Source organism: Mycolicibacterium celeriflavum (assembly GCF_010731795.1).
In the GTDB taxonomy this organism is placed as follows: domain Bacteria; phylum Actinomycetota; class Actinomycetes; order Mycobacteriales; family Mycobacteriaceae; genus Mycobacterium; species Mycobacterium celeriflavum.
In genome coordinates this window covers 1,140,022-1,151,973 of sequence record NZ_AP022591.1, presented here as the reverse complement: position 1 = coordinate 1,151,973, position 11,952 = coordinate 1,140,022, and the positions used below count along the sequence as shown (strand labels likewise).

11 protein-coding genes are annotated in these 11,952 nt (G+C 66.8%); 9 read left to right on the top strand and 2 right to left on the bottom strand.

The window, feature by feature from the left end; all coding sequences use genetic code 11:
- Positions 1 to 58: 58 nt before the first annotated feature.
- Entirely contained in the window at positions 59 to 253 is a 195-nt protein-coding gene (locus tag G6N18_RS05475) for a helix-turn-helix domain-containing protein (protein WP_067223879.1), read from the top strand.
- Here G6N18_RS05475 and G6N18_RS05470 read toward each other — a convergent pair.
- Positions 250 to 819, bottom strand: coding sequence for a TetR/AcrR family transcriptional regulator (locus G6N18_RS05470; protein ID WP_067223655.1), 570 nt, complete (start codon positions 817 to 819; stop codon positions 250 to 252). The two genes, G6N18_RS05475 and G6N18_RS05470, sit on opposite strands and share 4 nt — an antisense overlap.
- 9 nt (positions 820 to 828) lie before the next feature.
- Positions 829 to 3,666: an aconitate hydratase AcnA gene (gene acnA / locus G6N18_RS05465; protein WP_083001594.1), complete on the bottom strand. Its 2,838-nt coding sequence runs from the start codon at positions 3,664 to 3,666 to the stop codon at positions 829 to 831.
- A gap of 160 nt (positions 3,667 to 3,826) precedes the next feature.
- Here acnA and G6N18_RS05460 point away from each other — a divergent pair, with 160 nt between their 5' ends.
- From G6N18_RS05460 to fabG1, 8 genes are all read left to right on the top strand, one after another.
- Positions 3,827 to 4,390 carry an Rv1476 family membrane protein gene (locus G6N18_RS05460; protein ID WP_067223647.1) on the top strand — a complete coding sequence of 188 codons (564 nt, stop codon included), beginning with the start codon at positions 3,827 to 3,829 and terminating at the stop codon, positions 4,388 to 4,390.
- A 246-nt stretch (positions 4,391 to 4,636) separates the two neighbouring features.
- The gene (ripA, locus tag G6N18_RS05455) at positions 4,637 to 6,073 is read left to right on the top strand and encodes an NlpC/P60 family peptidoglycan endopeptidase RipA (RefSeq protein WP_083001596.1); all 1,437 of its coding nucleotides are present in this window, start codon (positions 4,637 to 4,639) and stop codon (positions 6,071 to 6,073) included.
- 23 nt (positions 6,074 to 6,096) lie between these two features.
- Entirely contained in the window at positions 6,097 to 6,804 is a 708-nt protein-coding gene (gene ripB / locus G6N18_RS05450; protein WP_067223638.1) for an NlpC/P60 family peptidoglycan endopeptidase RipB, read from the top strand.
- Between the two features lie 135 nt (positions 6,805 to 6,939).
- A complete protein-coding gene (gene moxR1 / locus G6N18_RS05445; RefSeq protein ID WP_067223875.1) occupies positions 6,940 to 8,091 on the top strand; it encodes a chaperone MoxR1 in 1,152 nt (383 codons plus the stop codon).
- Positions 8,088 to 9,035 (top strand): DUF58 domain-containing protein, encoded by a 948-nt coding sequence (locus G6N18_RS05440; RefSeq protein ID WP_067223635.1) that lies wholly within the window; start codon positions 8,088 to 8,090, stop codon positions 9,033 to 9,035. The genes moxR1 and G6N18_RS05440 overlap by 4 nt, the downstream gene beginning before the upstream one ends.
- A 30-nt stretch (positions 9,036 to 9,065) precedes the next feature.
- On the top strand, positions 9,066 to 10,073 hold the full coding sequence (locus tag G6N18_RS05435) for a VWA domain-containing protein (RefSeq protein ID WP_083001598.1): 1,008 nt from the start codon (positions 9,066 to 9,068) through the stop codon (positions 10,071 to 10,073).
- A gap of 23 nt (positions 10,074 to 10,096) precedes the next feature.
- Positions 10,097 to 11,107, top strand: a complete 1,011-nt coding sequence (locus G6N18_RS05430) for a VWA domain-containing protein (RefSeq protein WP_067223628.1) — start codon at positions 10,097 to 10,099, stop codon at positions 11,105 to 11,107.
- 121 nt (positions 11,108 to 11,228) lie between these two features.
- A complete protein-coding gene (gene fabG1, locus G6N18_RS05425; protein ID WP_067223625.1) occupies positions 11,229 to 11,951 on the top strand; it encodes a 3-oxoacyl-ACP reductase FabG1 in 723 nt (240 codons plus the stop codon).
- The last annotated feature ends 1 nt before the right edge of the window (position 11,952 follow it).

Sequence of the window (11,952 nt, the reverse complement as noted above, 5' to 3'; positions counted from 1 at the left end):
CGTGTGTAGCCGGTTCATACGCTGGGTATGCGTCGGAGCATCAAGCGGGGAGGTGCTGATGAAGAAGCTGGACAAGTCGAGAGACCAGTTGCTCAACGAGTTGCGGAGTGCTTACGAGGGTGGCGCGAGCATCCGCACGCTGGTGGCGTCCACCGGCCGATCGTACGGTTCGATCCACAGCATGCTGCGCGAGTCGGGCACCAGGATGCGCAGCCGCGGCGGCCCGAACCACCGCAGTAGGCGCGCCAGCTAGTCCGGCCGCTGCCGCAGGGATGCCTCGACCAGGTCCAGTACGGCACTGAGCTTTTCGGGATCGTCTCCCGAAGCCAACCGCGCAACCAGACCATCGAGGACGAGGTCGAGATAGGTCTGCAGCACGGCACTGGGGACGTCGTCACGCAGTCGACCCGCCTGTTTCTGCATCCGTAACCGCTGATGCGTGGCCGTTGAGAGTTCGGCGGACCGCTCCGACCACCCACGGTGGAACTCCGGGTCGTTGCGGAGCTTCCGCGCGATCTCCAGCCGCGTGGCCAGCCAGTCGAACTGGTCGGGCGCGGCGAGCATGTCACGCATCACTTGGACGAGGCCCTCCCTCGCGGCGACGTCTGCCATCCGCTGGGCGTCCTCACGGGCCAGCTCGAAGAACAGCGTGTCCTTGTCCCGGAAGTGGTGGAAGATGGCGCCGCGCGACAGCCCGATCGTCTGCTCGAGCCGCCGCACGGTCGCCTTCTCGTAGCCGTACTCGGCGAAACACCGCCGGGCGCCGTCGAGGATCTGCCGACGACGCGCCGCCAGGTGGTCGTCGGTGACCCGGGGCAACGCGTCTACCTACTGCGTTTTGAGCATGTTGCGCAGCACGTACTGCAGGATGCCGCCGTTGCGGTAGTAGTCCGCCTCCCCGGGTGTGTCGATGCGCACCACCGCGTCGAACTCGACTGTGCTGTCCGAGCCACCCGCCCCGTCGTTTTTGGTGGCGGTCACTTTCACGGTCTTGGGTGTCTTGCCCTCGTTGAGGTCCTCGATCCCGGTGATGTCGAAGGTCTCGGTGCCATCGAGCTTCAGCGACGACGCCGACTCGCCCTCGGGGAACTGCAGCGGAATCACGCCCATGCCGATCAGGTTCGACCGGTGGATCCGCTCGAACGACTCGCAGATCACCGCGCGCACGCCCAGCAGCGCGGTGCCCTTGGCGGCCCAGTCCCGCGACGAGCCCGAACCGTACTCCTTGCCGCCCAGGACGACCAGCGGAATATCTTGCGCCGCATAGTTTTGCGCGGCGTCGTAGATGAACGCCTGCTCGCCACCGTTGGTGAAGTCCCGCGTGTAGCCGCCGGACACGTCGTCGAGCAGCTCGTTGCGCAGCCGGATGTTGGCGAACGTGCCGCGGATCATCACCTCGTGGTTGCCGCGCCGGGAGCCGTAGGAGTTGTAGTCCTTCTTCTCGACGCCGTTCTCCTCGAGGTACTGGGCGGCGGGGGTGCCTGGCTTGATACTGCCGGCGGGGGAGATGTGGTCGGTGGTGACCGAATCACCCAGCAGCGCCAGAACTCTGGCGCCCTTGATGTCTGTCACCGGCTCCGGCTCGGCCGGCATCCCGTCGAAGTACGGCGGCTTGCGCACGTAGGTCGAGTCGTCGGCCCACTCGAAGGTGTTGCCGCTCGGAGTGGGCAGGTTGCGCCAGCGTTCGTCACCCTTGAACACGTCGGCATAGTTCTTGGTGAACATCTCGGTGTTGATAGCCGAGGCGATGGTGTCGTCGATGTCCTTCTGCGACGGCCAGATGTCCTTGAGGAAGACCTCGTTACCATCGGAGTCCTTGCCCAGCGGCTCGTTGTCGAAATCGAAGTCCATCGTTCCCGCCAGCGCGTAGGCGATGACCAGCGGCGGCGACGCCAGGTAGTTCATCTTCACGTCGGGATTGATGCGACCTTCGAAATTACGGTTGCCCGACAGCACCGCGGCCACCGACAGGTCGGCGTCGTTGACCACTTTGGAGATCTCCTCGGGCAGTGGCCCGCTGTTGCCGATGCAGGTTGTGCAGCCGTAGCCCACCAGGTAGAAGCCGAGCTTCTCCAGATATGGCCACAGGTCGGCCTTCTCGTAGTAATCGGTGACGACCTGCGAACCGGGCGCCATCGTCGTCTTCACCCACGGCTTTGAGGTCAGCCCCTTCTCCACGGCATTCTTGGCGAGCAGCGCCGCGCCGAGCATGACCTCCGGGTTGGAGGTGTTGGTGCACGAGGTGATGGCGGCGATCACGACGGCACCGTGGTCGAGGATGAACTCGCCGCGCTCGTCGGACTTGACCTCCACGGGCTTCGTGGGTCGGCCGTTGGATCCCACGGCCGCCGACGGCACTATGGCGTCGTCGTCGGCGAACGCCAGGCTCGACGCCGGGTCACTGGCCGGGAACGTCTCCTCGACGGCCTCGTCGAGTTTGGTGTGCGCGGGCGCGTTGCCGTCCTCGACGTAGTTGTGAATGGCCTTGCGGAAGGCCTCCTTCGCGTCGTTCAGCGCGATGCGGTCCTGTGGGCGCTTCGGTCCCGCGATCGAGGGCACCACATCGGAAAGGTCGAGCTCGATGTACTCGGAGAACTTGGGCTCCCGCTTCGGGTCGTGCCACATGCCCTGTTCCTTGGCGTAGGCCTCGACCAGCGCGAGCTGCTCATCGCTGCGCCCGGTCATCCGCAGATAGTCGATCGTGACCTGGTCGATCGGGAAAATAGCTGCGGTGGAACCGAATTCGGGACTCATATTCCCCAATGTGGCGCGGTTGGCCAGCGGCACCTCGGCCACGCCGTCGCCGTAGAATTCGACGAACTTGCCGACCACACCGTGCTTGCGCAGCATCTCGGTCACGGTGAGCACCACGTCGGTGGCGGTCACCCCGGGTTGGCGCTCACCCGTCAGCTTGAACCCGACCACCCGGGGGATGAGCATCGACACCGGCTGGCCCAGCATCGCGGCCTCGGCCTCGATGCCGCCGACGCCCCAACCCAGCACGCCCAGGCCGTTGACCATCGTGGTGTGGCTGTCGGTGCCCACACAGGTGTCGGGGTAGGCCACGCCGTCCCGCTCCCACACCACCCGTGCCAGGTACTCGATGTTGACCTGGTGCACGATCCCGGTGCCCGGCGGGACCACCTTGAAGTCGTCGAACGCGCCCTGTCCCCAGCGCAGGAACTGGTAGCGCTCACCGTTGCGCTCGTACTCGATCTCGACGTTGCGTTCGAACGCGTCTTCGCGGCCGAACAGGTCGGCGATCACCGAGTGGTCGATCACCAGGTCGGCCGGCGCAAGCGGATTGACCTTGTCGGGGTCACCGCCCAGGTCCCCGATCGCCTCCCGCATTGTGGCGAGGTCGACGATGCACGGCACACCGGTGAAGTCCTGCATCACCACCCGGGCCGGGGTGAACTGGATCTCCACACTGGGCTCTGCTTCGGGATCCCACTTGGCGAGCGCCTCGATGTGGTCTTTCGTGATGTTCTTGCCGTCCTCGGTGCGCAGCAGGTTCTCGGCCAGAACTTTCAAGCTGTAGGGCAGCTTCTCGGTGCCCTTCACCGCATCGAGGCGGTAGATCTCGTAGCTCTTGTCCCCGACCTTCAGGGAGTCGCGGGCATCAAAAGAGTTCAAGGACGATTCGGCGTTATTACCTTTGCTCACATCAACTCCCGGCTAGTTCTCGCAGCCGACGGGCTGTGTCGGCCGCGCTCCAACTCTAACAGTACGCTTGTCCTGCAAAACAATCAGGGTCGGTCTTCAGTCTTGTCCCCGCCTGCGCGTGCTGTCACCCTGCTGGGTACCCATCACGTACGGTTCATGCGTGACCGGACCGCATGTGCTTCCGTTTCTGCCGGCATACATACCGACCGACGTCTGTGGGCCGGTCGGCCGAGATCCCGCGACCACCCCCGTCGACACGTGCATGAACCTCGTCATCGACGACGTCCGCGACGACGGGGTGAGCGCCTCGCCCACGCCGGAGAACGAAGGCCTGCCCGAAGTGGTCGCGAAGGCCCAGCAGCAGGGCATCGACCTCAAGATCGTCGTTGTCGACGAGAACCCGCCGGTCGACACACCACTGCGCGATGTCGCGACCGAGGTGGGCCAGGCGTTTCCCGGGTCGACCGTGCTGGTGCTCAGCCCAAGCGAGTCGGGTTCGTTCAGCACCACCTTCGACCGGGCCACGCTGGAGGCCGGTCAGGATGTCGCCGAAGGCCGTGGCGCGGTTCAGGGTTCGAAGAATTTTCTCAGCGAGTTGACGACGCCGGACTTTCCGTGGACGGCATTGACCATCGTGGTGGTTCTGGGAGTCGTTGCGGCCGTTATCGGTACGCGACTTTTGCAAATTCGCAGCAGGCGCGCGAATTCCCGCGCTCAGTCCTGAATGCGCAGCGCAACAGCGGTTTTGATGCTGGGGCGCGGTGGCCTCGCAGGTAGTGAAGTCACGGCTCGATAACACTACATTCAATTACAAACTTGTAATTTGTGACTTGAGTTTCTTTGGTGTCAGATGTGACGTACGGTGCAATCGGTAGCTGTGTTGTAGATGTGCATTTTGTGACTATTGCGCACAGTCACCCGACGAATGTGTCCGCACGTTCGCCTGAGAGCCATAGGAGAACTGAGTCGGATGAGACGCACCCCTGGCGCATCCGCCACGCGGCCGTGTGAACGGTTCTGCGCGGCTCTGCTCGCGGCGGTCATGCTGCTGGCCACCCCCGGCCTTTCCCTCGCCCAGCCCAGTAGCCCCGAGAGCCTCGCCGCACTCGTCGCAGAAGTCGCCGAGGCGGACCAGAAGTTGCAGGACCTCGGCGCCGCGATTCAGCAACAGCAGGAGAGCGTCAACAAGGCGATCGTCGATGTGCAGACCGCCCGCGAGAATGCCGATGCCGCACAGCGGGAGGTCGAGGCGAGCAGGCAGCGGGTCCAAGACGCCAACATCGCGATCGAGCAGGCGCAGAAGCGGTTCGACTCGTTTGCGGCCGCGACATACGTCAACGGTCCTTCCGACTCGTACCTGACCGCGAGCGACCCCGCCGACATCGTCAAGACCGCCGCGGTCGGGCAGACGTTGACGCTCAGCTCGCAGAAGGTGATCGCCGATCTGCAGCGGGCCCGCACCGAGCAGGTCAACCGTGACTCCGCCGTGCGACTGGCCAAGCAGAACGCCGACAAGGCCGTCGCCGAGGCCGAAGCCAGCCAGCGCTCGGCGGTGTCGGCGCTCACCGATGCGCAGGAGACGTTCCGGTCTCAACAGGCCCAACTCGACAAGCTGACCGCCGAGCGCGCGGCCGCTCAGGCCAAGCTCGAGCAGGCACGCGCCAGCTCCGCGCCGGCGGCGAGCGCCCCCGCGACGCCGGCGGGATCGGCGGCACCGGCGCAGGCCGCGGCGCCGGCGAACCAAAACTGGGACCGCGCACCCCAGGGCCGCGACCCGGGCACCGGCAACTGGGCCGGACCGTGGGATCCGACGCTGCCCGCGATTCCCAGCGCCTTCGTCAGCGGTGACCCGATCGCGATCATCAACGCGGTGCTCGGTATCGCCCAGAGCTCGGCGCAGGTGACTCAGGACCTGGGGCGCAAGTTCCTGCAGTCGGTTGGGCTGCTTCCTGAGGCGGCCCCCTCGCCGGGCTTCACCAACGGTGCAATTCCCCGGGTCTACGGCAGGCAGGCCACCGAGTACGTGATCAAGCGGGCCATGTCGCAGCTGGGCGTGCCGTATTCGTGGGGCGGCGGAAACGCCGCCGGGCCGAGCCGGGGCATCGACTCCGGCGCCGGCACAGTCGGATTCGACTGCTCGGGCCTGATGCTCTACGCGTTCGCCGGCGTCGGCATCAAGCTCGACCACTACTCGGGTTCGCAGTACAACGCCGGACGCAAGGTTCCGTCCTCGCAGATGCGGCGTGGAGACATGCTGTTCTGGGGCCCCAACGCCAGCCAGCATGTGGCCCTCTATCTCGGCGACGGACAGATGCTCGAAGCGCCCTACACCGGTTCCGTGGTGAAGGTGTCACCGGTGCGCACCAGCGGCATGACCCCGTACGCGACTCGTCTCATCGAATGGTGACGTTGAAAAGGAACAGGAATACCTTGCGTTCCAAGCTGACTCGCTTCCTCGGCGGTTGCGCGCTCCTGCTCGCCGCGGTTGCGCTGACTGTCGGACTGGCCACGCCCGCCGCCTCGGCGCCCGGCGACGGTCAGTGGGATCCCACGTTGCCAAAGCTGCTCAGCGCCGGCGCGCCGGGCGATCCGCTCGCGATCGCCAACGCATCGCTCGCCGCGACCGCGCAGGCCACCGAAGTCACGATGAACCTGGGCCGCAAGTTCCTGTCCACGCTGGGCCTTGCGCCTCCGGAGGCGGCGACGGCCGGCGTCGCGCCGGGCCGGGTCCGCGGGCCGCAGGCCATCGAGTACGTGATCCGCCGGGGCGCCTCGCAGATGGGCGTGCCGTACTCGTGGGGCGGTGGCAAGCCGAACGGACCCAGCCGCGGCATCGACTCGGGTGCCAACACCGTCGGCTTCGACTGCTCGGGCTTCACCCAGTTCGCGTTCGCGGGTGTGGGCGTGCTGATCCCCAAGTACTCAGGCGACCAGTACGACACCGGCCGCAAGGTGCCGACGTCGCAGGCCAAGCGCGGCGACCTGCTGTTCTGGGGGCCCGGCGGCAGCCAGCATGTCGCCCTCTACCTCGGCGGTGGCCAGATGCTGGAGGCCTCGAGCAACTCGGGGAAAGTCACGGTGAGCCCGGTTCGTCACTCGGGCCTGCAGCCGTACGTGGCGCGCATCATCGAATCCTGAGCAGAGCCTGAGCCGAACCTGAACGTTGCGGGCAACGTCGACGGATTTCCCGGTGCCTGGAATAGTTGACGGCGAGCGTGCGGCCCGGACCGGCCAGCGCCGCTACGACCAGCGAGTTATGTGGAAGGAACGTTGATGACGTCACCGAGTGGGCCGCCGCAGGGCGCTGCAGGTTATCCCGGCCAGGCACCGGCGCAGGGGTACCAGGGCTCGCATGCCGCGCCGGCGACCACCCCGGCCTCCAACAACGGCGGTCTGGCGCAGGAGGTCCACACGCTCGAGCGGGCCGTCTTCGAGGTCAAGCGGATCATCGTCGGTCAGGACCAACTGGTCGAGCGCATGCTGGTCGGCCTGCTCGCCAAGGGCCATGTGCTGCTCGAGGGTGTCCCCGGCGTCGCCAAGACGCTGGCGGTCGAGACCTTCGCCAAGGTGGTGGGGGGCACCTTCGCGCGCATCCAGTTCACCCCCGACCTGGTACCCACCGACATCATCGGTACGCGGATCTACCGGGTGGGCAAGGAGGAGTTCGACATCGAACTCGGCCCCGTGGTGGTGAACTTCCTGCTCGCCGACGAGATCAACCGCGCCCCGGCCAAGGTGCAGTCGGCGCTGCTGGAGGTCATGGCCGAGCGCAAGATCTCGATCGGCGGCAAGACCTTCCCGCTGCCCCAGCCGTTCCTCGTGATGGCCACGCAGAACCCGATCGAGCAGGAGGGCGTGTACGCGCTTCCCGAAGCCCAGCGCGACCGCTTCCTGTTCAAGCTCAACATCGACTATCCCTCGCCCGAGGAAGAGCGCGAGATCATCTACCGGATGGGCGTCAAGCCGCCGGAGCCCAAGCAGATCCTGGCGCCAGGTGACCTGCTGCGCCTGCAGGACGTGGCGGCCAACAACTTCGTGCACCACGCGCTCGTCGACTATGTGGTCCGGGTGGTGACCGCGACCCGTCATCCCGACAAGTTCGGAATGCCCGACGCCAAGGCGTGGATCGCCTACGGCGCATCACCGCGCGCATCGCTCGGCATCATCGCGGCGGCCCGGGCGCTGGCGCTGGTGCGCGGGCGTGACTACGTGATCCCGCAGGACGTCGTCGAGGTCATCCCCGACGTGCTGCGGCACCGGCTGGTGCTGACCTACGATGCGTTGGCCGACGAGATCTCCGCCGAGACGGTGATCAACCGCATCCTGCAGACCGTGGCCCTGCCGCAGGTGAATGCCATTCCGCAGCAAGGTCATTCGGTGCCACCCGTCGTGCCCGCCGCCGCAGGTGCGGCCAGCAATCGGTGACCACCTCCGGACGCAATGTCGATCTGCCGTCGCTCAAGCGGGGGGAGATCCGTGACCCCGCGCTGACGGCGGCGCTGCGCAAGCTCGAGTTGACGGTGCGGCGCAAGCTCGACGGCGTCCTGCACGGCGACCACCTCGGCCTGCTTCCGGGCCCGGGTTCGGAGCCGGGGGAGTCGCGGCTCTACCAGCCCGGCGACGACGTGCGCCGGATGGACTGGTCGGTCACCGCGCGCACCACCCACCCGCATGTGCGACAGATGATCGCCGACCGCGAGCTGGAAACGTGGTTGGTGGTCGACATGTCGGCCAGCCTCGACTTCGGCACGACCGGTTGCGAGAAGCGTGACCTCGCGGTGGCCGCCGCCGCGGCGATCACGTTCCTCAACAGCGGCGGCGGCAACCGGATCGGCGCGATCATCGCCAACGGCGACACCGTGCGGCGTGTGCCGGCCCTGTCGGGTCGCATGCACGAGCAGGAGATGCTCCGAGCGATCGCGACGATGCCCAAGGCGCCTGCGGGCGTTCGCGGTGACCTGTCCGCCGCCATCGACGCCCTGCGCCGGCCCGAGCGTCGTCGCGGCATGGCGGTGATCATCAGCGACTTCCTCGGCCCGATCAACTGGATGCGGCCGCTGCGGGCGATCGCCGGTCGCCACGAAGTGCTCGGCATCGAGATCCTCGACCCGCGCGACGTCGAGCTTCCGCCGGTCGGCGACGTGATCCTGCAGGACGCCGAGACCGGTGCGACCCGCGAGTTCACCATCGACGAGCAGTTGCGCGACGACTTCGAACGGGCCGCGGCCGCCCACCGGGCAGAGGTGGCCAGGACGTTGCGACGATGTGACGCGCCGCTGCTGTCGTTGCGCACCGACCGCGACTGGATCGCCGACGTCGTCCGGTTCGTCGCCAACCGCAGACGCGGCGCGCTGGCGGGCCGTGTCTAGATCGGATTGTCGCGAAATGATTAGGCGCACATGACATTGCCGTTGCTCGGTCCGATGACGCTGTCGGGCTTCGAAAACGCCTGGTTCTTCCTGTTCCTTCTCGCGGTGCTCGGCATCGTCGGGCTCTACATCGTCGTCCAGCTGGCCCGGCACCGGCGGATGTTGCGGTTCGCCAACATGGAGTTGCTGGAAAGTGTTGCGCCGAAACGAGCTACGCGCTGGCGGCATGTGCCGGCGATTCTGCTCGTGATTGCGCTGGTGTTCCTCACGGTGGCGATGGCCGGTCCGACGCACGATGTGCGCATACCGCGTAACCGCGCGGTGGTGATGCTCGTCATGGACGTGTCGCAGTCGATGCGGGCCACCGACGTCGCACCGAACCGCATGGCCGCGGCCCAGGAGGCGTCCAAACAGTTCGCCGACGAGCTCACCCCCGGTATCAACCTCGGGCTGATCTCGTATGCCGGCACGGCGACCGTCCTGGTGTCGCCGACCACCGGCCGTGAGGCCACCAAGGCCGCGATCGACAAACTGCAGTTCGCCGACCGCACGGCCACCGGTGAGGGCATCTTCACCGCGCTGCAGGCGATCGCCACGGTCGGGGCGGTGATCGGCGGCGGTGACGAACCGCCGCCGGCGCGCATCGTGTTGTTCTCCGACGGCAAGGAGACCGTGCCGTCGAACCCCGACAACCCCAAGGGTGCCTACACCGCCGCCCGCACCGCGAAGGACCAGGGCGTGCCGATCTCGACGATCTCGTTCGGCACCCCCTACGGCTACGTGGAGATCAACGACCAACGCCAGCCGGTGCCCGTCGACGACGAAATGCTCAAAAAGATCGCCGATCTGTCCGGCGGTGAGGCATTCACCGCGTCCAGCCTCGAACAGCTGCGTGAGGTCTACGCCAACCTGCAGCAGCAGATCGGCTACGAGACGATCAGAGGCGACGCGAGTGTCGGCTGGCTGCGTCTCGGGGCGTTGGCGCTCGCGCTGGCGACCCTGGCGGCGCTGTTCATCAACCGCCGGCTGCCGAACTGACTCGCAAGGGATGACGAGCTGACATGACGCTTCCGCTGCTGGGGCCGGTATCGCTCACGGGATTTCAGCACATCTGGTGGTTCCTGCTGTTCCTGGTCGTCCTGGTGGTGCTGGTCGGGTTGTACGTCGCCGCCCAATTCGCTCGGCGCAGGCGACTGCAGCAGTTCGCCAACACCGAGTCACTCGACAGCGTGGCGCCGAAGCGCCCGAGCCCGTGGCGCCACGTGCCGGCGGCGCTGCTGGCGATCGCCCTGCTACTGTGCACGATTGCGCTGGCCGGGCCGACGCACGACCAACGGCTCCCGCGTAATCGTGCGGTGGTGATCCTGGCGATCGACGTGTCGCAATCCATGCGCGCCACCGACGTCGAACCCAGCCGGCTGGCCGCCGCACAGGAGGCGTCGAAGAAATTCGTCGACGAGCTCACTCCAGGCATCAACCTGGGAGTCATCGCCTATGCCGGCACCGCGACGGTGCTGGTGTCGCCGACCACCAACCGCGACGCGAGCCGGCGCGCCATCGACAATCTGCAGGTCGCCGACCGCACCGCCACCGGCGAGGCCATCTTCACCGCGCTCTCGTCGATCTCCACCGTCGGGGCCGTGATCGGTGGCGGTGACACGCCCCCCCCGGCGCGGATCGTGCTGTTCTCCGACGGCAAGGAGACCGTCCCGTCGAACCCGGACAATCCGAAGGGCGCGTTCACCGCGGCGCGGGCCGCCAAGGACCAGGGCGTGCCGATCTCCACCATCTCGTTCGGCACTCCCAACGGGTCGGTCGAGGTCAACAACGAGCGGGTTCCGGTGCCGGTCGACGACGAAGGCATGGAGAAGATCGCCCAGCTTTCGGGAGGCGACGCCTACACCGCCGCCAACCTCGACGAGCTGAACAAGGTGTACGAGACCCTCCAAGATCAGATCGGCTACGAGACTGTGCGCGGCGAGGCGACCAGCGGTTGGCTGCGGCTCGGCGCCCTGGTCGCTGCAGTCGCGGCCGTGGCGAGCCTGCTGATCAACCGCCGGCTGCCATTGTGAGCGGCGCCGACCCTGCGCCGAGCGTTCTCGCCCAGATTTCACATTCGACGCGGGGCACCCGCGCGGGACACGCTCTAAGGCGATTTCTTAAGAATGGCGGGCAAGCGATAGGTTGGCGGGCATGACTCGTCCGCCATTCGTTTCCCGTTCGGTGCTGGTGACCGGTGGCAACCGGGGTATCGGGCTGGCGATCGCACAACGGTTGGCAGCCGACGGGCACAAGGTTGCAGTGACGCACCGCGGTTCCGGCGCCCCCGACGGGCTGTTCGGCGTCGTGTGCGACGTCACCGACAACGACGCCGTCGACCGCGCCTTCAAAGAGGTCGAGGAGCACCAGGGTCCGGTCGAGGTGCTGGTGTCCAACGCCGGCATCTCCAAGGATGCCTTCCTCATGCGGATGACCGAGGACCGGTTCACCGAGGTCATCAACGCCAACCTCACCGGCGCGTTCCGGGTGGCTCAGCGGGCATCGCGCAGCATGCAACGCAAGCGCTTCGGCCGGATCATCTTCATCGGTTCGGTGTCCGGCATGTGGGGCATCGGCAACCAGGCCAACTACGCGGCCGCCAAGGCCGGCCTGATCGGCATGGCCCGCTCGATCTCCCGGGAGCTGTCGAAGGCGGGCGTTACCGCGAACGTCGTTGCCCCCGGCTACATCGACACCGAGATGACCCGCGCGCTCGACGAGCGGATCCAGGCGGGAGCACTGGAGTTCATCCCCGCCAAGCGGGTCGGCACCGCCGAGGAAGTTGCCGGGGCGGTCAGCTTCCTGGCGTCCGAGGACGCGAGCTACATCGCCGGCGCGGTCATCCCGGTCGACGGCGGCATGGGCATGGGCCACTGAG

Coding starts and splice junctions, on each gene's coding strand:
- G6N18_RS05475 (WP_067223879.1), top strand. CDS start 59: ATGAAGAAGCTGGACAAGTCGAGAGACCAGTTGCTCAACGAGTTGCGG.
- ripA (WP_083001596.1), top strand. CDS start 4,637: ATGAGACGCACCCCTGGCGCATCCGCCACGCGGCCGTGTGAACGGTTC.
- moxR1 (WP_067223875.1), top strand. CDS start 6,940: ATGACGTCACCGAGTGGGCCGCCGCAGGGCGCTGCAGGTTATCCCGGC.
- G6N18_RS05435 (WP_083001598.1), top strand. CDS start 9,066: ATGACATTGCCGTTGCTCGGTCCGATGACGCTGTCGGGCTTCGAAAAC.
- G6N18_RS05430 (WP_067223628.1), top strand. CDS start 10,097: ATGACGCTTCCGCTGCTGGGGCCGGTATCGCTCACGGGATTTCAGCAC.
- fabG1 (WP_067223625.1), top strand. CDS start 11,229: ATGACTCGTCCGCCATTCGTTTCCCGTTCGGTGCTGGTGACCGGTGGC.